21 protein-coding genes are annotated in these 21352 nt (G+C 72.0%); 6 read left to right on the forward strand and 15 right to left on the reverse strand.

Annotated features, from left to right (window positions below; genetic code table 11):
- Nucleotides 1-53: 53 nt before the first annotated feature.
- Nucleotides 54-2963, reverse strand: coding sequence for a UPF0182 family protein (locus tag ACGFQ9_RS36385; protein WP_393579976.1), 2910 nt, complete (start codon nucleotides 2961-2963; stop codon nucleotides 54-56).
- Nucleotides 2964-3076: 113 nt separating this feature from the next.
- Here ACGFQ9_RS36385 and ACGFQ9_RS36390 point away from each other — a divergent pair, with 113 nt between their 5' ends.
- Nucleotides 3077-3640, forward strand: coding sequence for a PPA1309 family protein (locus tag ACGFQ9_RS36390; protein ID WP_393579978.1), 564 nt, complete (start codon nucleotides 3077-3079; stop codon nucleotides 3638-3640).
- A gap of 119 nt (nucleotides 3641-3759) precedes the next feature.
- On the opposite strand, the gene ACGFQ9_RS36395 is transcribed toward ACGFQ9_RS36390, so the two are convergent.
- The 4 genes from ACGFQ9_RS36395 to ACGFQ9_RS36410 form a co-directional block, all read right to left on the reverse strand.
- Nucleotides 3760-4848 carry a PDZ domain-containing protein gene (locus tag ACGFQ9_RS36395; RefSeq protein WP_393579979.1) on the reverse strand — a complete coding sequence of 363 codons (1089 nt, stop codon included), beginning with the start codon at nucleotides 4846-4848 and terminating at the stop codon, nucleotides 3760-3762.
- A gap of 81 nt (nucleotides 4849-4929) precedes the next feature.
- Nucleotides 4930-5145 (reverse strand): hypothetical protein, encoded by a 216-nt coding sequence (locus tag ACGFQ9_RS36400; RefSeq protein WP_393579981.1) that lies wholly within the window; start codon nucleotides 5143-5145, stop codon nucleotides 4930-4932.
- Between the two features lie 116 nt (nucleotides 5146-5261).
- Nucleotides 5262-5723 carry a molybdenum cofactor biosynthesis protein MoaE gene (locus tag ACGFQ9_RS36405; RefSeq protein WP_393579982.1) on the reverse strand — a complete coding sequence of 154 codons (462 nt, stop codon included), beginning with the start codon at nucleotides 5721-5723 and terminating at the stop codon, nucleotides 5262-5264.
- Nucleotides 5724-6177: 454 nt separating this feature from the next.
- Nucleotides 6178-7362 carry an SDR family oxidoreductase gene (locus tag ACGFQ9_RS36410; protein ID WP_393579984.1) on the reverse strand — a complete coding sequence of 395 codons (1185 nt, stop codon included), beginning with the start codon at nucleotides 7360-7362 and terminating at the stop codon, nucleotides 6178-6180.
- A 192-nt stretch (nucleotides 7363-7554) separates the two neighbouring features.
- Here ACGFQ9_RS36410 and ACGFQ9_RS36415 point away from each other — a divergent pair, with 192 nt between their 5' ends.
- Both ACGFQ9_RS36415 and ACGFQ9_RS36420 read left to right on the forward strand, forming a co-directional pair.
- The gene (locus ACGFQ9_RS36415; protein WP_393579986.1) at nucleotides 7555-8958 is read left to right on the forward strand and encodes a zinc-dependent metalloprotease; all 1404 of its coding nucleotides are present in this window, start codon (nucleotides 7555-7557) and stop codon (nucleotides 8956-8958) included.
- Complete coding sequence (locus tag ACGFQ9_RS36420; RefSeq protein WP_393579987.1) at nucleotides 8955-9479, forward strand: NUDIX hydrolase; 525 nt, start codon at nucleotides 8955-8957, stop codon at nucleotides 9477-9479. The genes ACGFQ9_RS36415 and ACGFQ9_RS36420 overlap by 4 nt, the downstream gene beginning before the upstream one ends.
- A gap of 93 nt (nucleotides 9480-9572) precedes the next feature.
- On the opposite strand, the gene ACGFQ9_RS36425 is transcribed toward ACGFQ9_RS36420, so the two are convergent.
- The 4 genes from ACGFQ9_RS36425 to ACGFQ9_RS36440 all read right to left on the reverse strand — a co-directional run bounded on the left by ACGFQ9_RS36425 (nucleotide 9573) and on the right by ACGFQ9_RS36440 (nucleotide 13269).
- A complete protein-coding gene (locus tag ACGFQ9_RS36425) occupies nucleotides 9573-10304 on the reverse strand; it encodes an AIM24 family protein (protein WP_393579989.1) in 732 nt (243 codons plus the stop codon).
- 18 nt (nucleotides 10305-10322) lie between these two features.
- On the reverse strand, nucleotides 10323-11000 hold the full coding sequence (locus ACGFQ9_RS36430) for an AIM24 family protein (protein ID WP_393579990.1): 678 nt from the start codon (nucleotides 10998-11000) through the stop codon (nucleotides 10323-10325).
- 7 nt (nucleotides 11001-11007) lie between these two features.
- Nucleotides 11008-12594, reverse strand: a complete 1587-nt coding sequence (locus tag ACGFQ9_RS36435; protein ID WP_393579992.1) for a TerD family protein — start codon at nucleotides 12592-12594, stop codon at nucleotides 11008-11010.
- A 93-nt stretch (nucleotides 12595-12687) separates the two neighbouring features.
- Complete coding sequence (locus ACGFQ9_RS36440; RefSeq protein WP_393579994.1) at nucleotides 12688-13269, reverse strand: M48 family metallopeptidase; 582 nt, start codon at nucleotides 13267-13269, stop codon at nucleotides 12688-12690.
- 131 nt (nucleotides 13270-13400) lie between these two features.
- On the opposite strand from ACGFQ9_RS36440, the gene ACGFQ9_RS36445 reads away from it, so the two are divergent.
- Both ACGFQ9_RS36445 and ACGFQ9_RS36450 read left to right on the forward strand, forming a co-directional pair.
- Nucleotides 13401-14525: a ThiF family adenylyltransferase gene (locus ACGFQ9_RS36445; protein WP_393579996.1), complete on the forward strand. Its 1125-nt coding sequence runs from the start codon at nucleotides 13401-13403 to the stop codon at nucleotides 14523-14525.
- A 39-nt stretch (nucleotides 14526-14564) separates the two neighbouring features.
- On the forward strand, nucleotides 14565-15893 hold the full coding sequence (locus ACGFQ9_RS36450; protein ID WP_393579998.1) for an ABC1 kinase family protein: 1329 nt from the start codon (nucleotides 14565-14567) through the stop codon (nucleotides 15891-15893).
- Here the strand turns inward: ACGFQ9_RS36450 and ACGFQ9_RS36455 are convergent, their stop codons facing one another.
- From ACGFQ9_RS36455 to ACGFQ9_RS36475, 5 genes are all read right to left on the reverse strand, one after another.
- A complete protein-coding gene (locus tag ACGFQ9_RS36455) occupies nucleotides 15894-16100 on the reverse strand; it encodes a hypothetical protein (RefSeq protein ID WP_393580000.1) in 207 nt (68 codons plus the stop codon).
- A 121-nt stretch (nucleotides 16101-16221) separates the two neighbouring features.
- The gene (locus tag ACGFQ9_RS36460; RefSeq protein ID WP_393580001.1) at nucleotides 16222-16575 is read right to left on the reverse strand and encodes a hypothetical protein; all 354 of its coding nucleotides are present in this window, start codon (nucleotides 16573-16575) and stop codon (nucleotides 16222-16224) included.
- Nucleotides 16572-16940, reverse strand: coding sequence for a WhiB family transcriptional regulator (locus ACGFQ9_RS36465; protein WP_393580003.1), 369 nt, complete (start codon nucleotides 16938-16940; stop codon nucleotides 16572-16574). Before ACGFQ9_RS36465 ends, ACGFQ9_RS36460 begins: the two co-directional genes overlap by 4 nt.
- A 173-nt stretch (nucleotides 16941-17113) precedes the next feature.
- The gene (locus ACGFQ9_RS36470) at nucleotides 17114-17452 is read right to left on the reverse strand and encodes a hypothetical protein (RefSeq protein ID WP_393580005.1); all 339 of its coding nucleotides are present in this window, start codon (nucleotides 17450-17452) and stop codon (nucleotides 17114-17116) included.
- 164 nt (nucleotides 17453-17616) lie between these two features.
- Nucleotides 17617-19779, reverse strand: coding sequence for an ATP-dependent DNA helicase UvrD2 (locus ACGFQ9_RS36475; protein WP_393580006.1), 2163 nt, complete (start codon nucleotides 19777-19779; stop codon nucleotides 17617-17619).
- 266 nt (nucleotides 19780-20045) lie between these two features.
- Here ACGFQ9_RS36475 and ACGFQ9_RS36480 point away from each other — a divergent pair, with 266 nt between their 5' ends.
- Entirely contained in the window at nucleotides 20046-20306 is a 261-nt protein-coding gene (locus ACGFQ9_RS36480) for a mycoredoxin (RefSeq protein WP_393580008.1), read from the forward strand.
- A 70-nt stretch (nucleotides 20307-20376) separates the two neighbouring features.
- Here ACGFQ9_RS36480 and nudC read toward each other — a convergent pair whose 3' ends face one another.
- Nucleotides 20377-21306 (reverse strand): NAD(+) diphosphatase, encoded by a 930-nt coding sequence (nudC, locus tag ACGFQ9_RS36485; protein ID WP_393580010.1) that lies wholly within the window; start codon nucleotides 21304-21306, stop codon nucleotides 20377-20379.
- Between the last annotated feature and the right edge of the window lie 46 nt (nucleotides 21307-21352).

Raw genomic sequence — 21352 nt, forward strand, 5'->3', positions numbered from 1 at the left:
ACACGGAAGGGACTCCGGACGGCGGGCCCCGGCGACGGGGCCCGCCGTCGGGCTCAGCCTCCCGTACCGGGCGTCGTCTGGAGCTTGGCCTCCGCGTCGATCGCCCGCTGCAGCGCCGCCTTCAGCTCGTCCTGGGCCTTGCCGTAGGCCGCCCAGTCGCCGTCCTGCCGCGCCTTGTCGGCTGCCTCGATCGCCTTCTTCGCGTCGTCCAGGGCCGCCTTGACCGTCGGGTTCTGCGGGGTGGTGGCCGGCGGCTTCTGCGTGCCGTCGCCCGGCCGGGTCTCCGGCGGGACCGGCACGGTCGGCGCCTGCGCCCCGAAGACCACGTTCAGCGCCTCCCCCAGCGTGTTCTCGAAGGCGGTCTGCTCCCCGTAGGTGACCAGGACCTTCTTCAGCAGCGGGTACTTGAGGCCGCCGCCGCGGACGTACACCGGCTCGACGTAGAGCATGCCCTTGTCGAGCGGCACCGCGAGGAGGTTGCCGTACTCCACCTGCGAGTCGCCCCGGCTCAGGATGTTGATCTCCTGGGCGATCTCCGGCTTGGAGTTGAACCGCGCCTGCACCAGCTTGGGGCCGTCCACCGGGTTGGCGGTGGGCAGCTTCAGCAGTCTGATCTTGCCGTAGTCGGGGGTGCCCGGGTCGGCGTTGACCGCCATGAAGGCGCTCAGGTTGTCACGTCCGTTCGGCGTGAACGTCGTGGTGAGCGAGAAGACCTGGTTCGGCTCCTTCTGGCCCGGCATCTTCAGGGAGAGGTAGTACGGCGGGACCGCGTTCCCCTCCTTGTTGGTCGGGTCGTCCGGGACCGCCCAGACCTCGCTGCCGCTGAGGAAGGTCTGCGGGTCGGTGACGTGGTAGCGGGTGAGGAGCTCGCGCTGCACCTTGAAGAGGTCCTGCGGGTACCGCAGGTGCTCCATCAGGGCCGGCGGGATGTCCTTCTTGTCCTTGACCGTCTTGGGGAACGCCTTCATCCAGGTCTTGAGGACCGGGTCCTGGGTGTCCCACTGGTACAGCTTCACCGTGCCGTCGTACGCGTCGACGGTGGCCTTCACCGAGTTGCGGATGTAGTTGACCTGGTTCTCCTGCGCGACGACCGCGCGCTGGGAGTCGGTCAGCGAGTCCGCCGTGGTGTCGCCCAGCGTGGTGCGCGAGGCGTAGGGGTAGCCGTTGGTCGTGGTGTAGGCGTCCACGATCCACTGGATCCGGTTGTTGATCACGGCCGGGTAGGCCGCGCCGTCGATGGTCAGCCAGGGGGCGACGGCCTCGACCCGCTCCTTGGGCGTCCGGTTGTAGAGGATCTTCGAACCCTCGCCGATCGCGCCCGAGTAGAGGATCTGCGGCTCGCTGAAGGCCAGGGCGTACGCGGCCCGGTTGAGCGGGTTGCCCAGGCTCACCCCGCTGTCGCCCTTGTAGGTGGTCTCCTTCTCGCCCTTGTCGTCGGCGTAGTCGAGCTCCTTCTGCGGGCCTCCGACGATGGAGTACTGCTTGGTCTGCTCGCCGTAGTAGATCTCCTGCTTGTACGTGCCCAGGTCGCCCTTGGCCGGGAGTCCGGACTCGGTGAACACGGGCTCGCCGTTGGAGGTGACCTCGGTGCCCTTGGCCGCGACCACGCCGTAACCGTGCGTGTAGCGGAAGTGGTCGTTGATCCAGTTGTTCTTCGGGATGCCCGCGAGGTTGAGCTCGCGGAGGCCGATCACCGTGTCCTGGCCCTTGTACCGGTCCACCGCGAGGGTGGACGGGAAGCCGTAGTAGCCCTTGTTCTGCTGGAGCTGCTGGAAGGCCGGGGAGACGATGTTCGGGTCGAGCAGCCGGACGCTGGCCGTGGTGTCGGCCTCCTGGCGGAGCTTGGCCTTGTCCGCCTTGCTGTCCGGGATGCCCGAGTACGGCTGCACCTCCGACTGGTCGATGCCGTACGCGTCGCGCGTCGCCTTGATGTTCTTCTCGACGTACGGCGACTCCTTGGCCTGCTCGTTCGGCTGGACCTGGAACTTCTGCACGATCGCCGGGTACAGCCCGCCGATCAGGATCGCGGAGAGCACCATCAGGCCGAAGCCGATCACCGGCAGCTGCCAGGTGCGGCGCCACAGCGTCGCGAAGAACAGCGCGGCGCAGATCGCGGCGATGCAGAAGAGGATGGTCTTGGCCGGCAGGTAGGCGTTGGCGTCCACGTACCGCAGGCCGGTCCAGTTGTCGGAGGCCTTGAAGTCGCTGGACTTCACGGCGAGGCCGTACCGGTCCAGCCAGTACGCGACCGCCTTGAGCGAGACGAACAGGCCGAGCAGCACCGACAGGTGGCCGGTGGCCGCGGCGGTGGCCCGGGCGCCCGGGCTGGTCACGCGCAGGCCGCCGTACAGGTAGTGCACGACGGCGGCGGCGATCAGCGAGAGCACGACGGCGGCGAAGCCGAAGCCCAGCAGGAAGCGGTACCAGGGCAGGTCGAAGGCGTAGAACGACACGTCCAGGTTGAACTGGGGGTCCTTCTTCCCGAACGGGACGCCGTTGACGTACATCAGCCAGGTCTTCCACTGGCCGGCCGCGGAGGCGCCCGCGATCAGCCCGACCAGGACGGAGATGCCCAGGAGCAGCCACCGCTTGTACGGGGCGATGCTCATCCGGTAGCGGTCCAGGCTCTGCTGCTCCATGGACATCGCGGCCAGCGGCGGCCGGAGCCGGTGCGCCAGCCAGATGTTCAGCCCGACCGCGCCCGCCATCAGGAGGCCGAAGACGGCGAACAAGCCGATCTTGGTCCACAGGGTGGTCGTGAAGACCGTCGAGTAGTCCACCGAGCGGTACCAGAGCCAGTCGGTCCAGAAGCCCGCGAACATGATGAAGAGCATGGCCAGGACGGCCAGAACGCCCAGGGTCATGAGGAGAGTGCGGGCACGCCGGGACGGGCGGCCGACTCTGATCCGTGGCCCGGAAGGGCCTCCGCCGCGGTCCGGCATCTGGAAAGCCAAGGTGCGCACCTCGAAAGTCGCGTGTGTCGTGTCGGGGCCCCTGATGGTAGGGCCCACTCTTGCAACTTACTGAGGGTTCGGTCAGTTCCCGGTATGGGGCCTGAAGGAGGCAGGATGTTTCCATGTCCAACGATTCACCCTCCTCCGGGGGCGCACCCATGGCGGCCAGCCCGCTGACCCGCGCCTGCCTGGAAATCGACGAATACGCCTCCGGCCTCGGCTGGGACCAGCCGGCCCGCCTGTTCGCCCTGGTCGACACCGCCCGGCTGCGGTCCTCGGAGCCCCGGCTGGCCTCCCAGCTGGGGCTCGACACCGACGACGCCGGCAAGACCCAGCTCACCCCGATCGAACAGGACGAGCTTCCGGCCGGGACACCCCTGGACAAGTTCCTGGGGACCGTCGCCTGGCCCGACGCGGTGGCGGGCTGCGCGCTCACCGTGGAGCGGCTGATGCTGCCGCCGTCCGCGGAGGCCACCGTGCCCTCCGGCATGAACGAGAAGCAGCTGGCGAAGTGGGTGGCCGCGCATCCGGAGCGGCAGGAGGTCCGGCTGACCGTGGCCGTGCTGCGGGACGGCTCGCGCGAGTCGGCCGTACGGCTGCGGGAGAAGGACTCGGCGAACGAGGTCCTGACCGGGGCAGGGCTGGTGCCGGGCCTGGCCGAGGCCCTGGCGGCGACCTTCGTCTGAGCGGTCGGGCCGTCCCCCGGCGGGCCCGGGGGCTCGGGGGCTCCGGGACCCCGGGGGCGGTTGGGCGGCCGTCGGCCGCCCGGGGGGTCCGCCCGTCCTCCTGCCGTCCTGCCGCCGCGCTACTTCGCGGTGCAGGCGGGCAGGCCGGCCGTGTCGCCCTTGCTGATCTTCTCCAGCGCCTTGTAGGCGTCGTCGATGGTGTTCACCTTGACCAGGGTGAGGCCGTCGGGGACCTGCTTCACGGCGGAGGCGCAGTTGTCGGCCGGGGTCAGGAAGTACTGGGCGCCGGCCTCCCGGGCGCCGATGGTCTTCATCTGGATGCCGCCGATGGGGCCGACCTTGCCCTCGTCGTCGATGGTGCCCGTGCCCGCGACGAACTTCCCGCCGGTCAGGTCCTGCGGGGTCAGCTTGTCGATGATGCCCAGGGCGAACATCAGGCCGGCGCTGGGGCCGCCGACGTCGGCGAGCTTGATGTCGATGCTGAACGGGAAGGTGTGGTCGGTCTCGGCGCGGATGCCGACGATGGCGTGGCCGTCGCCCTCGGCAGCGGCGGTGGTGATGACCACCTTCTCGCCGCCCTGGGGCTCCTTGCCGGCCTTCTCCGCGGCGGCGGCCTCCTTGGCCGGGATGATCGTGAACTCGACCTTCTCGCCGGCCTTGTGCTTGGTGACCAGCTCGGCCACGTCACCGGGGGCCTTCACGGCGACGCCGTCCACGGCCTTGACCACATCTCCGGCGTGCAGCTTGCCCTCGGCCGGGCTGTCCTTGACCACGGTGAAGACGGCCACGCGGGCGGTGACCGGGATGCCCAGTTGCTTGAGGGCCGCGACCTTGGCGCTCTCCTGCGACTGGCTGAATTCCTCGGCGTTCTCCTGCGTGGACTGCTCTTCCGTCTTGCCGTTCGGGTAGAGGTTCTCGTGCGGGACGACGATGTTGTCGTCCGCCAGCCAGCCGTACACCGCTTCCAGCAGGCTCATGTCGTAGTCCGCGCCGGTGACCCGGACCGTGGTCATGTTGAGGTGGCCGGTGGTCGGGTAGGTCTTGCGTCCCGAGATCTGCAGGACCGCCTCGCCCCCGTGCTCGCCCAGCGTGTTCACCGTCGGGCCCGGGCTCATCTCGGAGTACGGGACCTTGATGAAGACCCACGCGCAGAGCAGCGCGAACAGCATCAGCGTGGAGGCGAGCATCGTCGCAGTGCGGCGTGGCATGGAACGACAGTACGGGAAGCGCCGTGGGCGCGACCCCCGGGGCCGGTCCGTACGGGGCTGCACGGAGCGGTGCGCGGCCCGTCAGGCGGACGCGGAGTCGGAGACGGGCGCCGCCGCACCCGCCGCGCCGGCCCCGGCCCTGTCCCGCTCGGCCCGGTCCATGGCCTCGCGGAACCGCGCGTAGCCCGCGAGCTCGGATATGTCACCGGCCGTACGGTCACGAGCCGCCCAGCGGCCCCAGATGGCCGCGCCTATCGCGGCGACCAGCGGAATCAGCAACCACGCCAGTGACGCCATTCCGAGCCTCCCTACCCCGAGATCGAGCTGTTGGTGTCTGCAACGCTCGGGCCCGGGGCCGGGTTACGCAAATCGAGGGCGTGTTGCGCGTCCGAACGGGCGACCGGACGGTCCGTTCAGCAGGCTCCGACCCATTCCTCGGTGCCGTCGGAGAAGGTCTGGTGCTTCCAGATCGGAACCTCGTGCTTGAGGTCGTCGATCAGCATCCGGCAGGCCTCGAAGGCCTCCCCGCGGTGCGGGCAGGAGACCGCCACGATGACGGCCAGGTCGCCCACGTTGAGGTCGCCGACGCGGTGCACGGCCGCCAGGGCGCGGACGGGGTACTTGGCCACGACCCGCTCCGCCACGCGGCGGATCTCCGCCTCCGCGGTGGGGTGGCAGGAGTAGCCGAGCGCGTCGACGTCGGCCCCTCCGTCGTGGTTGCGCACCGTGCCGACGAACAGGGTGGTCCCGCCCGTCGAGTCATCGCCCACGGCCCGGAAGACTTCGTCGAGCGAGAGCGGGGTCTCACGGATCTCGACGAGCCGGATGGGGTCCGCGGCGGCTTGCTCGCCGGGGTGATCGAAATGCGGTGCCATAACCTCCATCGTGCCCTACACCGCGGACGCGGCGGAATACCCCGATCACCCGTCCGGAGCCCCCTGGATTGGGAGCCTCCTACAGCGAAAACCGGCCTGACCGGGCGATGCCATGCGGGCAGGCGCCTCGCCCCCGCCCCGGTGCGGGCAGGCGTCCTCTCTCCCTCCCCGGTGTGGGCACGCGTCCCGTGGGGCGGGACGGGTGGGCACACCGGCACGGCCCCGCACGGGGGCCTGGGGGTCCGTCCCCGCCCCCGCGATGGGCTCGCGGAGCCCCGCCGGCGCCTGAGGTGTTCGGGATGGTCCGCACGGACGGAGTCCGGGGAGGGCTGGGTGGGGATCCCGGCCGCGCCGGGACGCGCGAGGGCACCGGAGGGCCCGCGTCCCGGCGGGGCTCCGGCTCCGGCGGAGCCGGCCCTCGCGGGGCGGTCCGGCCGCGCCGGCCGACGTACGGCTAGATCCCGCGGCGGCGGCGCGCCCGGCGGACCACCGCGGCCGCGCCGAGCAGGGCGACCGTCGCTCCGGCCGCCCCCGCCGCGGTCGCGTCCTTGCGCCCGAGCCGGCGCCCGGCCACCGTGTGCCGTCCCGACACCTCCTGCAGGAGCTCGGCCAGCACCTCCTCGTTCGTCCAGCGCGGCCGCCACCCCGCCGCGTGCAGCCGGCTGACGCTGACCACCCACGGGTGCATGGTGTAGGCGAGGTCCCCGGCCGGGGACGGCGTCAGGCCGATCCGGTGCAGCCGGGCCGCGGCCCCCAGGGCCACCGCGGAGGGGAGCTCCATGCGGCGGATGCCGCTCAGCTCCTCCACCTCCTCCTGCTCCAGCCAGCCCTCGCAGCCCACCGCGAGCTCGCCCTCGACCTTCTCCAGCGCCGCGTACTCCAGCGCCGACACCAGGTCCTCGACGTGGCAGAACTGCCACATCGGCCGGGACCCGGCGACCACCAGCAGCCGCGGCGACTCGAAGTAACGGGTCAGGGCGGTGTCGGTGCCGCCGACCAGGACGGCCGGGCGGACCACGGTCACGTTCAGTCCGGGGTGCGCGCGGGGGGCGCGGCGGCCGAGGCGTTCGATCTCCAGCAGGTCGCCGACGCCCGTCGCCTCCGCCGTGGCCCTCAGCTCGGAGTCCTCCGACAGCGGCACGTCGTTGTCCGGCAGCGCCCCGTAGACCATCGCGGAGGTGCACAGCACCACCCGCCGTACGCCGGCCGCCGCCGCGGCGGTCAGCACGGTCTGGGTACCGCGCACGTTGTACGCCGTACGGGCCGCCGGGTCGGTCTCCAGGTCCAGGTCGAGCGCGAGGTGGACCACCACGTCGGCGCCCCGGAGCTTGTCGGCGATCGCCGGGTCCCGGACGTCCAGGACGTGCCACTGGGCCGTGGCGCAGTCGCCGCGCCGCTCGTCGATCGCCACGACCTGCTTGACCTCGTCCGAGGCCGCGAGCCGGGCCACCAGCGCGGCGCCGACGCCTCCGGCGGCGCCGGTGACGGCGACGACGGGACCGCGCACGGCCTGGTTTCGCGGCCGGCGAACGCCGTCGGCGGCCTCGGACACGGCATCGGCCCGGGCGGCGTCAGCGGCCTGTCCGTGCCGTTCTTCGCCGTCCTGCGGCGCTCGAACCTGCGGATCTGGGGAACTCACCGGGCGTCTCCAGCGGTTGTCTTCAGTAGGTAGGCGTCCTGACGCGTACCTACCAGGTGACGTCCATCCTGCCGCAGCCCGGGAGCCGGCGGAGCACCGAGCCCGGAAGCGGGTGTGGTGTCTACGCTGGGGGTGTTGTCGGGACCATTGCCCGCCGGCGTGTGCCGGCGGCCCTACGAGCCGAGGAAACCCGTGAGTGACACCCCATTCGGATTCGGCCTTCCGCCGGAGGAGCCGGAGGACGGCGACGAGGGCAAGAAGAAGGGCGCGCCCAATCCGTTCGGGTTCGGCGGGGCCGGCATGCCGGGCGGCACGGACAATCCGTTCGCCGCGATGTTCGGCGCCATGAACCCGAACGACCTGGGGGCCGCGTTCCAGCAGCTGGGGCAGATGCTCAGCTACGAGGGCGGCCCGGTGAACTGGGACATGGCCAAGGACGTGGCCCGGCGGACGGTGTCCGCGGGCACGGCCGACGGCGTCAAGGACCGCAGCGTCGGCATCGCCGAGAAGGCAGCCGTCGAGGAGGCCCTGCGGCTGGCAGACCTGTGGCTGGACGGCGTGACCTCGCTGCCGTCCGGCGCCGGCACGGCGGTGGCGTGGAGCCGCGCCGAGTGGGTCGAGGCGACCCTGCCGGTGTGGAAGGAGCTCGTCGACCCGGTCGCCGAGCGGGTCGGCGCGGCCATGGGGCAGGTGCTGCCCGAGGAGATGCAGGCGATGGCGGGCCCGCTGCTCGGCATGATGCGCTCCATGGGCGGGGCCATGTTCGGTCAGCAGATCGGCCAGGCCGTGGGCGTGCTCGCGGGCGAGGTCGTCGGCTCCACCGATGTGGGCCTGCCGCTGGGCCCGGCCGGGAAGGCCGCCCTGCTCCCGCTGAACATCGAGGCGTTCGGCAAGGACCTGGGCATCGGGTCCGACGAGGTCCGGCTCTACCTGGCGCTGCGCGAGGCGGCGCACGCCCGGCTGTTCGCCCACGTGCCGTGGCTGCGGTCGCACCTGTTCGGTGCGGTCGAGGGCTACGCGCGCGGGATCAAGGTGGACACCTCGAAGCTGGAGGACGTGGTCGGGCAGCTCGACCCGACGAACCCGGAGCAGCTGCAGGAAGCACTGCAGGGCGGCATGTTCCAGCCGCAGGACACCCCGGAGCAGAAGGCCGCGCTGGCCCGGCTGGAGACGGCGCTCGCGCTGGTCGAGGGCTGGGTGGACGCGGTGGTGCACGAGGCCGCGAAGCCCCGGCTGACCTCGGCTGACGCGCTGCGCGAGATGCTGCGCCGGCGTCGTGCCACGGGTGGTCCGGCGGAGCAGACCTTCGCCACGCTGATCGGGCTGGAGCTGCGGCCGCGCCGGCTGCGGGACGCCTCGCGGCTGTGGGCCTCGCTCACCGACGCGCGCGGGATGGACGGCCGGGACGGGCTGTGGGAGCACCCGGACATGCTGCCGACCGCTTCCGACCTGGACGACCCGGACGGATTCGTGCACCGCGAGCAGATCGACTTCTCGGAGATCGACAAGATGCTCGGCGAGGCCGCGCAGAAGCGGGACGCCCAGGACGAGGGCGGCAAGGACGGCGACGAGGGCAAGGGCGACGGCGCGAAGTGAGCCTGCACGAGGACGCGGTGCTGGTGCTGAAGGGGTACGAGCACCAGCACGGGCTGAGGGACGTGTACCTGGAGCACCTGGCGGCGCACCCGGACGGGGTCTACAAGCCCTGTGAGGCGGGGCACGTCACGGGCAGCGCGCTGGTGGTCGACCCCTCGCGCGGGCGGGTGCTGCTGACCCTGCACAAGAAGCTGGGCATGTGGCTGCAGATGGGCGGGCACTGCGAGCCCGGTGACGCGACGCTCGCGGACGTGGCGCTGCGCGAGGCCCGCGAGGAGTCCGGGATCGCTTCCGGGTTGGCGCTGCTGCCGGGCGGACCTGTGCGGCTGGACCGGCATCCGATCCCGGCGCCCTGCAACTGGCACCTGGACGTGCAGTACGCGGCACTGGCGCCGGCCGAGGCGGTCGCGGAGATCAGCGAGGAGTCGCTGGACCTGCGCTGGTTCGCGTACGACGAGGTGGCGGACGTGGCCGATGCGTCGGTGGTCCGGCTGCTGGAGGCGACCCGGGCCCGGCTCTGACGACGGGACGGACGGGCGCGATGGACGGGAGGGCGGTCCGGCAGCAGGCTGCCGGACCGCCCTCCCGTTCGCGGTGTTGGTGTGCGCGGGCCGTCAGGCGCGGCTGCCGCCGAGGGAGTTGCCGCGCATGCCGAAGCCGAGCATGCCGCCGCGCAGGTGCGTCGGCGGGAGCAGCTCGCTGGGCTGGACCAGGACGTGGCCGGTGCCCTGGAACTGCATCTCCCAGCCCTCGCCGGTGGCGCCGCGGCGGCGCCAGACCCCGGAGGTGGAGGTGGGGGCCTGCAGCTGGGTGCGCAGGGAGGTGGACCAGGCGATGACGGCGTCGGCGTCCGCGCAGATGTTCTTGCCCGGGCCGACCTCCAGCACCAGCGGCTCACCGGAGGTGAGCAGGGCGACCTGGCCGGCTCCGCTGAGCTCGAGGTTGTAGGCGCCGGCCGAGGCGATCTCGACGGCGCTGTCGATGGCGACGATGCCCACGCCGAGGGTGGAGTCGAAGGCGAGGACGTACTTGCTGTCGACGGTCAGGCCGCGGCCGACCTCCATGATGTGGATGTGCTGGGCGAAGTTGGCCAGGTAGACCTGGCCGTTGCCCTTGCACTTCATCAGTTCGATGCCCTCGCCGGTCATCTGCCGGACGTTGCGCCAGCTGTTGTTGCGGTACTGGCTCTGGAAGTCGACCTGGCCCTCGAAGGCGACCATGGCGCCCTGACGGGCGAGGACCGATCCGCTGCCCTGGTTGATGTCGACCTTGAGCAGCTGCGGGTTCTGCAGGGTGTAGCGGCCGGTGGACTGCACCGGGACGTGCGCGAAAAGTGTGCTGTGCATGGTGGCTCGGTGCTCCTCTCAGCCCCGGATCTTGAAACGGTCGCCGGTGTCCTCGCTGGGCTGGACGATCACGAAGCCCTGGCCCTTGAAGCCGATCTGCAGCGCTTCGCCGCTGCCCCGGCCGATCAGCGCGCTCGCCTTGACGGTGCGCTTGGCCTTGAGGTCGAGGCCGGTGGTCCAGCCGATCAGCGCGTCCGGGTCGACGTAGGTCTCGCGCTCGGCGCAGTTCAGGACGGTGGGGAGGCCGCGGCTGACCAGGGCGACCCAGCCGGTGCCCCGGATCACCAGGTTGGTGAGGCCGGAGCCGGACAGCTTGGCCAGGCCCTTGACCGGCTCGATGGCGAGCTGGAGGGTCGCGTCGCAGGCCAGCAGGGTGGCCCCGTTGACGGAGAGCGCCTCGTCGGCGAGGTGGACGACGAGGACGTCCGCGCCGTAGTCGGCGAGGAAGAGGTCACCGTCGCCCCGGCAGAGCATCAGCTTGCCGCCCTCGCCGGTGACCATTTCCTCGGCCGAGCGGCGCAGACTCGCGGGTGCCGCGTCGAACTGCACGTAGCCGTCGTAGGCGATCATCGAGCCGGCCTTGGCGATCAGATCGTGACCGGTGGCCATGGTGACCTTGAGGGTCTTGGCGTTGTGGACGGCCATCCGGACGCCGGTGGCTGCGGCGCGGTGGGCGCCGAGGGTCTGTGTGTCCATGACTGCCTCACACCTCGAAGGGCTGTACGACGACGAAGTTGCCGGGGGCGCCGCGGAACTGGAGGTTGACGGCCTCTCCGCCGCGGCTGGCGTACCCGGAGCGGCGCAGCCGCAGGGCGGTGGTGGTGACCGCCTGGGCCCCGGCCGACCAGGCGATGACGGCGTTGCCGTCGACATAGGTGGCGGGGCCGACGGGGAGGACCACCGGGGTGCCGCGGGTCTTGACGACCACGGCTCCGGTGCCGGAGAAGAGCATCGAGAACAGGCCGCCGCCGGGCAGGCCGGCGCCCTCGATGCGGCGGACCTCGGTGCTCAGCGACTCGTCGAAGGCGAGGACGCCCTGGGCGCTGGTGTAGAGCTGGTCGGTGCCTTCCAGGCGGATGACGAAGAGGCGGCTGGCCTCGTCGGCGAGGAAGACCTCTCCGTCGCCGGAGCAGCGCATCAGCGACATGCCCTGGCCGGTCAGCTGTCCGGTGAGCTTGCCGAGGAGGCCGGAGCCCTTGTGGGCGAAGTCGATGTCGCCCTGGTAGGCGACCATGCTGCCCTGTCTGGCGAGGATGGCCTGGTTCTTGGTGAGGGTGACGCGGACCTGCTGGGGGTTCTGCTCGGTCCAGCGGTCGCCGACGGCCACCTCTGCGTACTTGGTGAGGACCACGCGCAGGCCGGCCTCCGGCGGGACCGGGGCGGCGGCCTGGACCCCGCCGAACGGCGGCGGGACGGCTGCACCGGGCGGCGGCACGGCCCCGAAGGGCGGGGCCACCGCGGCGGGCGCGGCCGGGGCCACGGGCGCTGCCGGGGGAGGCGGCGCGGCCGGTGCCGGCACGGCGCCGAACGGCGGCGGGGAGCCGAAGGCCGCGGTCTGCGGAGTCGGGGTGCTGAAGTCCGGGGCGGGCACGGCGGACGGAGCGGGTGCGGGCGCGGGCGCCGGTACGGGAGCCGCCGGGGCGGGGGCGGCGAGCGTCGGTGCCGCCGGGGCCGCGGGAGCGGATGGGGCTGCGAAGGCCGGAGGTGCGAAGGCGGGGGTCGTGGCGGCGGGCTGCGCGGCGGCGGGCTCGGCCTGCCGCTCCTCTGCGACCTCGCCGCCGAAGTTCTGCAGCAGGGCGGCCAGACCGCCGTCGAAACCCTGGCCGACGGCGGCGAAGCGCCAGACGTCCTTCAGGTAGAAGTCACCGAGCATGACCGCACGCTCGGTGCTGAACTCCGCGCCGGTGAAGGAGTACCGGACGACCTCCTCCCCACCCGCGACGACCCGGATGTATCCGGGTCCGACCTGCGACATCGTGCCGTCGCCGTCGATGGTGGCGGTGAAGGACAGCTTGTGGACGGCCGCCGGGATCCGGTCCAGGGTGATCCTGAAGGACTCGGTGTCCCCGGCCTGCGGGCCGAGCTGCTGGATGGACTCCTCGGGCGACTTCGGCTGGTTGTAGAAGACGAAGTACCGGTCGTCGGAGAGCCGTTCGTCCGCGTCGAGCCCGAAGCAGCTGATGTCGAAGGTCAGCCCCGGGGCGGAGATCTGGACGCCCACGTACAGATCCGTGCCCGCTGTCAGGTCACTGACCTTGGCCTTGTGGCCGCGTTGGAATTCCCTGGCCATGCGCTGTGACCGTCCCCCATCCGAAGGTGTTTGCGTTTCGTCAGGCTATCCGCACCCGGCCGGATCCGGCCAAGCCCTGTGGATGACCGGTTGTCACTCCTCGCGCGGTGCGGGCACCTTCGGCAGCCGTTCCGCCGCCGCCACGCCCTCCAGGTAACCGCGTGCCCGCTCGGTCCGCGGGTAGGCCTCCAGCAGCTGCCAGAACCGCGGGCCGTGGCCCGGCACCAGCAAGTGGGCGAGCTCGTGCAGCAGCACGTAGTCGACCACGTACTCCGGCATCCCCTGGAGCCGGTGGGACAGCCGGATGCTGCCCTCGGCCGGGGTGCAGGAGCCCCAGCGGGTGTTCTGGTTGGTGACCCAGCGCACGGAGCGGGGGCGGGCGCGGCCCTGGAAGTACTGCTCGGAGAGACGTCCGGCGCGCTCGAACAGTTCCGTGTCCCCGAGGGTGCGGCGGCTCTCCTGCGCGGCGAGTTTGTCGAGCATCACGCCCACCCAGCGCCGCTCCTCGGCCTCGGACATCCGGGCAGGGATGAGCACGACCGTGCGGTCGCCCTCACGGTAGGCGGACACGGTCCTGCGGCGGCGCGCGCTCCGGCGGACTTCGACGGGGCAGTGGGGAGGCTCGGCGGACACGCCCCCGACGGTACCTGCCGACAGCGGCAGACGTCCCGTCATCTCGTATGACGAATAGGTGGGGCTGTGGATAACTCCTCACGGGCGTCGGCCGGGGTGGGCATGCTGCGGTCATCGGGCAGGACGAGGAGCCTGCCGGGACCGGGTGAACGGACGGCGTGAGGGGGAAGGCGATGCATCCGAAGGTGAAGCCCGCGCTGGCGAGGGCGTGGCGGGATCTGCAGACCGTGCAGTTCGGGGTGACTCCGGCGCATGCGGTGGTGTTCGGCCCGCTGGACACGGCGACGGGGACGCTGATCGACCGGATCGACGGCACCCGGGGCATGGAACTGCTGCGGGCGGAGGCCGTGGCGCTGGGACTGCCCGACGGCCGGGCGGACGAGCTGGTCCGCGGGCTCGCGGGAGCCGGGCTGATCGACGACGCCGGCGCCGGGGATCCGGCCGCGCAGGCGTTGCGGCGCGGGGCCCCGGAACGGCTGGGCCCGGATCTGGGGTCGCTCTCGGTGCTGTCCCGGGAGCCGGCCGGGGTGCAGGAGCGGTTCGCGGCACGGCGTGCGGTACGGGTCCGGGTGCGCGGGGCCGGGCGGGTCGGGGCGGCGGTCGCCGCGGTACTGGCCTCGGCCGGGGTGGGCCGGGTCGAGGTGATGGACGGGGGCCGGGTCGAGCCCGGGGACCTCGCTCCGGGCGGACTGGGCCCGGACGCCGTGGGCCGGTTGCGGTCGGAGGCCGGGGCGGCGCTGGTCCGGGCACCGGCACCGGGCCGGCCACCGGCGGCGAACGGCCCGCCGGGGGCGGAACCGGGTCCGGCCCTGGTGGTGGTCGCACCCCGGGACGGTCTGCAGGCCTGGGCCCCCGACCCGGACACGGCCGCCGACTGGATCGCGACGGGGACACCGCATCTGTACGCGGGAGTGCTGGAGGGCACCGGGGTCGTGGGGCCGCTGGTGCTGCCGGGCGGCACCGCGTGCGCGGGCTGCATGGAGCGGGACCGGATCGCACGGGACCCGGCATGGCCCCGGCTGCTGGTGCAGTGGCGCTCGGCACACCGGCGGAGGGCCGTGCCGGCCTGCGACGTGGGACTGGCCACTGCGGTCGCGGGCCTGGCGGCGGCGCATGCGCTGGCCTTCCTCGACGGGGAGCTGCCCGCGTCCGTGGGGGCCCGCTGGGAAGCGGCCCTGCCCGGACTGCACTGGCAGCGGACCGGGCTGACTGCGCATCCGGAGTGCGGTTGCGCGGCCGCCGGAGAGCCGGGGCACCCGTCCGGCATGCGAGAAGCACAGGACACAATGGCCGGGTAACCGCCGCTTGCGGCACGGTTTCTGGCACTGGAGGGGCACATGTCTGATCTTCCCCGGAAGGCGGTCGCCCGGACCGTCAAGCTGGCCACGCTGCCGCTCGGCATCGCGGGCCGGGCCACCTGGGGGCTCGGTAAGCGGATCGGCGGGAAGTCGGCCGAGTTCGTGGCGCAGGAGCTGCAACAACGCACGGCCGAACAGCTGTTCCGGGTGCTCGGGGAGCTGAAGGGCGGTGCGATGAAGTTCGGGCAGGCCCTGTCGGTGTTCGAGTCGGCGCTGCCCGAGGAGGTGGCCGGGCCGTACCGGGCCGCGCTGACCAAGCTGCAGGAGGCGGCCCCGCCGCTGCCGGCGGGGACGGTGCACCAGGTCCTGGCGGAGCGCCTGGGCGAGGACTGGCGCGAGCTGTTCGTCTCCTTCGAGGACAAACCGGCCGCGGCCGCGTCGATCGGGCAGGTGCACCGGGCGATATGGCACGACGGACGGCAGGTCGCGGTCAAGGTGCAGTACCCGGGAGCGGGCGAGGCCCTGCTCTCGGACCTGAAGCAGCTGGGCCGTTTCGCCGGCCTGCTGGGGCCGCTCATCCCCGGGATGGACGTCAAGCCGCTGATCCGGGAGCTGCGGGACCGGGTCGCGGAGGAGCTGGACTACGAGCTGGAGGCGGAGGCCCAGCGGATCCACGCGGAGGCGTTCGAGGGGGACCCGGACGTGCTGGTGCCGGACGTGGTGCACCAGGGCGACCAGGTGCTGGTCACCGAATGGGTTGAGGGCGTCCCGCTGTCGGAGGTGATATCCGGCGGCTCCGAGGAGGAACGGGACCGCGCGGGGCAGCTGCTGGCCCGGTTCCTCTTCTCGGGGCCGGCCCGGACCGGACTGCTGCACGCGGATCCGCACCCGGGGAACTTCCGCCTGGTGCCCGGGCCCGACGGCCGTGCCCGGCTGGGCGTGCTGGACTTCGGCACGGTCGACCGGCTGCCCGGCGGGCTGCCCCGGTCGATCGGGGTGTCCCTGCGGATGACCCTGCAGGGCGACGCGGAGGCGGTCTACGAGCAGTTGTGCGCCGAAGGGTTCGTCAAGGAGACCGTCGAACTCGACCCGGACGCCGTGCTGGAGTACCTCCGGCCGATCATCGAGCCCGCCGTGGTCGAGGAGTTCACCTTCACCCGGGGGTGGATGCGCGGTCAGGCGGCACGGCTCGCCGACCCGCGCTCCCCCGCGCACCAGTTGGGCAAGCAGCTCAATCTGCCGCCTTCGTACCTGCTGATCCACCGGGTGACGCTGAGCACCATCGGGGTGCTGTGCCAGCTGGGCGCGACGGTACGGCTCCGGGACGAACTGGAGGCATGGGTCCCGGGGTTCACCGCCGAGGGCTGATCACCACCAGGAGGAATCGAGTCTGCCTTCGATCGCCCGGATGTTGGCCCGGGCGCAGTCGTGGCAGAAGTACTCCCGGACGCCGTTCTCCACGGAGCAGGTCCAGGTGATCGGGGCCCCTTCGGGGGACCGTGTGCCGCAGCGGGCGCACACGACGGTCCGGTCCTCTGGCCCCGGCGGTACGGGATGGGGGGTCGGCTGGTCCACCTCCAGACGATACCGCCGCGCGGCGTTGACAGCGGGCCGCAACGCACCGGGGGGACCGGTCCGTTCGGACCGGTCCCCCCAAGGGCGGTGCTGCCGTGGTGCCGGCGTGGCGTGTGCGCCGTCAGTTCATGACGGCCATGGCCAGCGCGCGCCGGGCGCGCATCGAGACGCGCTCGGCCCGCCGCTGCATGCGGCGCGCGTTGACCAGGCTGATGGCGCGACGCTCGGCGTGCGCCTCACGCAGCCGGTCGGCCATATGGGCACGGGCCAGGGCTTCTGGGATGAGTTGCATTTCGCGGGTCCTGTTCTGGCGCGAGGTGATCGCACCGGTGGTGATGAAGTCTTCGGCGGTGGCGGCTGCCTTGGAGGGGGTCAGCTCGCTCGTCGTGTAGGCGGTCATGGGGGCCTGCTTCAGGGGGTCGTGCGTCAGGGGACGGTCGATGGTTCCGAATCCGGTGCGGTGGGCGGTGTTCATGCCATGACCGGGTTCTTGCGCGGACGGCCACGGGGCCGCTTGCGGGCGACGACCACGCCCTGGACGAAGAGCTCGCCACCCCAGACACCCCAGGGCTCGCGGCGCTCCATCGCACCGGCGAGGCAGGCCTCGACCAGCGGGCAGGTGCGGCAGAGGGACTTGGCGTACTCGACGTCGGCCGGGGACTCGGCGAAGAAGACCTCCGGGTCGTTCGAGCGGCAGGGAACGGGCACGCCGAGCTTCTCGATGGCGTCGTCGAGCGCGGTGAGCGCGGTGAGCGGAGTCAAGGTGGAGTCCTCCGGGACTGCGGGCGGGGAGATCGTTCGGTTCTGCGGTACGGACGGGGCGTGCGCTTCGAGTTGCACGGTTGGTTTCTTCCTCGTCTGTTCGTTCCGGCCGGTCGGCCGGTGTCGGCTGGTACCTGGTCTTGCCAGTCCCGAGGCCCCTTCGCCCTGTCGTCCCCGTTCGGGGCAAACAGAAGGGCCGCGGATCCCGGGTGGGGTTCCGCGGCCCTGAAGGCGCCGGCCTGATCATGCGATCAGGCTGGATCACTCCAGGGTTCGAGCCCGCGGAAGGCCCACATCAGGTGGTGCTGCGTCGTCTGCTTCTGGGATCCGGCACCGGCTGCCGCAAAGGCATAGGCGCCATGTGCCGCCTGCTCCTTCGCTACTGCCACCGGTGCCTGGGTCGGTCGCTCGTTGCGCTCTCGGACCGGAAGGGTCGGCAGGACGGCAGGGCTGTTCGCGGAAATCGCGGACAGACCGGTGCCCTGACCCAGGGAGGCGGCGGAGGCGGCAAGGAGCGAGGTGGAGCCGAGCAGGCAGGAGGCGGCAACCGAGCGATCGGTCATTTTGGTGAAGGTGTTGAAGCTGATCACTGGACTCGCCTCCTCTCGGCGTCTCGGGGACCGGCTGGTGGGCCTGTCCCGTGTATTCGGATAAGTACAGCACGAAGACAGGGCTTCGAAGAAGCCGCCGTTCCCGTGGTTAAGAACCTATGGGGATCCGCAGGGCATGTGCAAACTATTTTTCCGACGAGTTTCTACGCGTCGTCAGCAGACTCGTGGTCAAGCTCTTGACCAGCGCAGATGGCCAGCACATCGGCCCCGTACCGGTCGAGCTTGCGGCTGCCGACGCCCGGGATCATCGCGAGCTCGCCCGGCTCGGCGGGAGCGGCCTCGGCGATCGCCATGAGGGTCTTGTCGGTGAAGACGCAGTACGCGGGCAGGCCCTGGACCTTCGATTCGGCCGCGCGCCAGTCGCGGAGGCGCTCGTAGAGACCCTCGTCCATGTCGGACGGGCAGTCCTCGCAGCGCATCAGCTTGACCTCGCCCGCTTCGGTGAGGGTCTTGCCGCAGACCCGGCACAGGACCGGGCCGCGCCGGCTCCGCTTGCGGACGCCGCCGGCCTCGGCCCGGTCCCGGTGTCCCGCGGCGGCGGAGCCGGGCCGCAGCCCGTTCAGGAACCGGCTGGGCTTCCGGGTGGCACGGCCCCCGGGGGCCCGGGAGAGCGCCCAGGACAGGGTCAGGTGCAGCCGGGCCCGGGTCACGCCGACGTAGAGCAGTCGGCGTTCCTCCTCGATCTGCTCGTCGGTCCTGGCGTAGGTGATGGGCACCATGCCGTCGGTGAGGCCGACCAGGAACACGGCGTCCCACTCCAGGCCCTTCGCGGCGTGGAGGGAGGCCAGGGTGACGCCCTGGACGGTCGGGGCGTGCTGGGCGGCCCGGCGCTCGTCGAGTTCGGTCACGAGGTCGGCCAGGGTGGCGGCGGGGCGCGCCCGGCCGAAGTCCTCGGCGAGCCGTACCAGCGCGGCCAGTGACTCCCACTGGTCGCGTACCGCTCCCGAACCGGCCGGCGGCTCGGGCGTCCAGCCGGTGGCGCTGAGCACGGCCCGCACCTGTCCGGCCAGGTCCACCACGTCGGCCAGCAGCGGGTCGCGGGCGCCGGAATGGGCGGCGCCGCGCAGGGCGAGCACCGCCCGGCCGACCTCCTGCCGCTCGAAGAAGCGCTCGGCGCCGCGCAGCTGGTAGGGCACCCCGGCATCGGCCAGGGCCTGCTCGTAGACCTCGGACTGGGCATTGATCCGGAACAGTACGGCGATCTCGCCGGCCGGGACCCCGGCCGCGATGAGGTCCCGGACCCGGCGGGCGACGCCCTCGGCCTCGGCGGGCTCGTCCGGGTATTCCGCGTACACCGGATCGGGGCCGGGCTCGCGCTGCGAGACCAGCTCCAGGCGGTGGTCGGCGGCGCGGCCGCGGGCCTGGTTGAGCAGGCCGTTGGCCAGGTGGACCACCTGGGGCGTGGAGCGGTAGTCGCGGATCAGCTTGACGACCGTGGCCTGCGGGAAGCGGGTGCGGAAGTTCAGCAGGTGGTCGGGGGTGGCTCCGGTGAAGGAGTAGATCGTCTGGCTGGCGTCCCCGACCACGCAGAGGCTGTCGCGGTCGCCGAGCCAGAGTTCCAGCAGCCGCTGCTGGAGCGGGCTGACGTCCTGGTACTCGTCGACCACGAAGTGCTGGTACTGGGCGCGGATCTGCTCCGCGATCACGGGCTGGTCCTGGAGGATGGCGACGGTGAGGAGCAGCACGTCCTCGAAGTCGATCATTCCGCGGTCGCGCTTGAGCTGTTCGTACCCCGCGTAGATCCGAGCGATTTCGGCCATGTCGCGGGGAGCCTCGCGGCCCGCCTTGACCGCCGCGGCCGGATAGTCACCGGGGATGATCTGGGTGACCTTCGCCCACTCGATCTCACCCGTGACGTCCCGCAGCTCGTTGCGGTCGAGGCGGACGGAACAGCGGGCGCCTGCCTCGGCGACCAGCTGGATCTTCCGCTCGACCAGGCGGGGCAGATCGCCGCCGATGGCTTTCGGCCAGAAGTAGTGGAGCTGGCGGAGGGCGGCCGAGTGGAAGGTGCGGGCCTGGACGCCCTCGGCTCCGAGGCCTCGGAGCCGGCCGCGCATCTCCCCGGCGGCGCGGTTGGTGAAGGTGACTGCGAGCACACTGGCCGGCTTGAACGCGCCGGACCGGACGCCGTACGCGATCCGGTGGGTGATCGCGCGGGTCTTGCCCGTGCCGGCGCCGGCGAGCACGCACACCGGCCCGCGCAGGGTCGTGGCGACCTCGCGCTGCTCCGGGTCCAGACCGAGGAGCACGGCGTCGGCCGATTCGGCGACGTCCGGGAAGGATGAGGAGTGCGTTACTGCTGTCACCCCGCCATGCTGCCAGGTCCCCCGGGGCGGGCGGGAAACTTGTCCACAGCCCGTGCGCACCGGTCATACCGGCAGTCACACCGGCGAGCGGACGGCGTTGCCGCGGTCACCCGGAGTGGCCTCCGGGCCCTCCGGGAATGGCCGGGCGACCCGGTACGTTCGACTACTCCGGAACGATCCGCTTCCGACCGATCCGCCTCCGGACCGGTCCGAACCGGACCGTTCCTCCTCTGGACCGACCGCTCGCCCCCGAAAGAGAGTGCCCCATGCAGGACAAGGGTTCCGTGACGATGTACAGCACGACCTGGTGCGGCTACTGCCGTCGGCTGAAGTCCCAGCTGGACCGGGAAGGCATCGCGTACACCGAGATCAACATCGAGCAGGACCCGGCGTCCGCCGCCTTCGTCGAGAAGGCGAACGGCGGCAACCAGACCGTCCCCACGGTCCTCATCGTCTCCCAGGCGGGCACCGAGTCGGTCATGACCAACCCGAGCCTGGCCCAGGTCCAGCAGGCCCTCGCGGTCTGACCCGGGCGCACCGGGAAGGCCGGCCGCACGACGTGAAGGCCCCCCGCGGAAGCGGGGGGCCTTCGTGCTGTCAGTCCAGCGGCCTCGGCAGCGGCTCGCCGTACCAGAGCTCGACCAGCCGCGCCGCGATCGAGATCCCCGACGGCGGCAGCACCGCGCCCGTCTCGATGGCCGTGCGGAACTCCTCCCGGGAGAACCAGCGGGCCTCCTGGATCTCCTCGCCGTCCACGTTGATCTCCGACGAGACCGCACGCGCGGTGAAGCCCAGCATCAGGCTGTACGGGAAGGGCCAGGGCTGGCTGGCGACGTACTCGACCTCGCCGACCCGGACACCCGCCTCCTCCCAGACCTCGCGGACCACGGACTGCTCGATGGACTCACCGGGCTCGACGAACCCGGCCAGGGTCGAGAACCGGCCCTCGGGCCAGTGCACCTGGCGGCCCAGCAGCGCCCGGTCCTGCTCGTCGGTGACCAGCATGATCACGGCCGGGTCGGTCCGGGGGTAGTGCTCGGCACCGCAGCCCGGGCAGCGGCGCACGTGCCCGGCCGCCGCGACGACCGTGCGCTCCCCGCAGCGGGAGCAGAAGCGGTGCATCCGCTGCCAGTTCTCCAGGGCCACCGCGTGCACCATCAGCGCCGCGTCCCGCGGGGACAGCAGCAGGCCCGCCTCGCGCAGCCCGGCCGGGCGCGCCGACTGGTCCATACGGCCCGGCAGCGAGTCCTTCTGCAGCGCGAAGTAGCTCACGCCGTCCTCGTCGGTGCCGAGGAAGTAGCGGTGGGTCTCGGTGATCGGCGCGTCGAAGGCGGGAGTCATCACGATCCCCGTGCCGCCGTCCGGGGTGTCGTCGATCAGGACCTGCCCGCCGGAGACCACGAAGACCCGGGTCGTCGGGTGGCTCCAGGCGGCGGCGAGCCATGCCTCGTCGAGGCGGTGGTGCGCGGCGCGATCGATTCCGCTGGGCGCGGTAAGCGAGACGGGCCGCTCGGTCAAGATGCTCACAGTGAGATTCCAACTCCCCCGGTGGTGGGACAGGCAGCGGGCAGGC

It is taken from the genome of Streptomyces sp. NPDC048603 (assembly GCF_043199475.1).
Classification (GTDB): Bacteria; Actinomycetota; Actinomycetes; order Streptomycetales; family Streptomycetaceae; genus Streptomyces.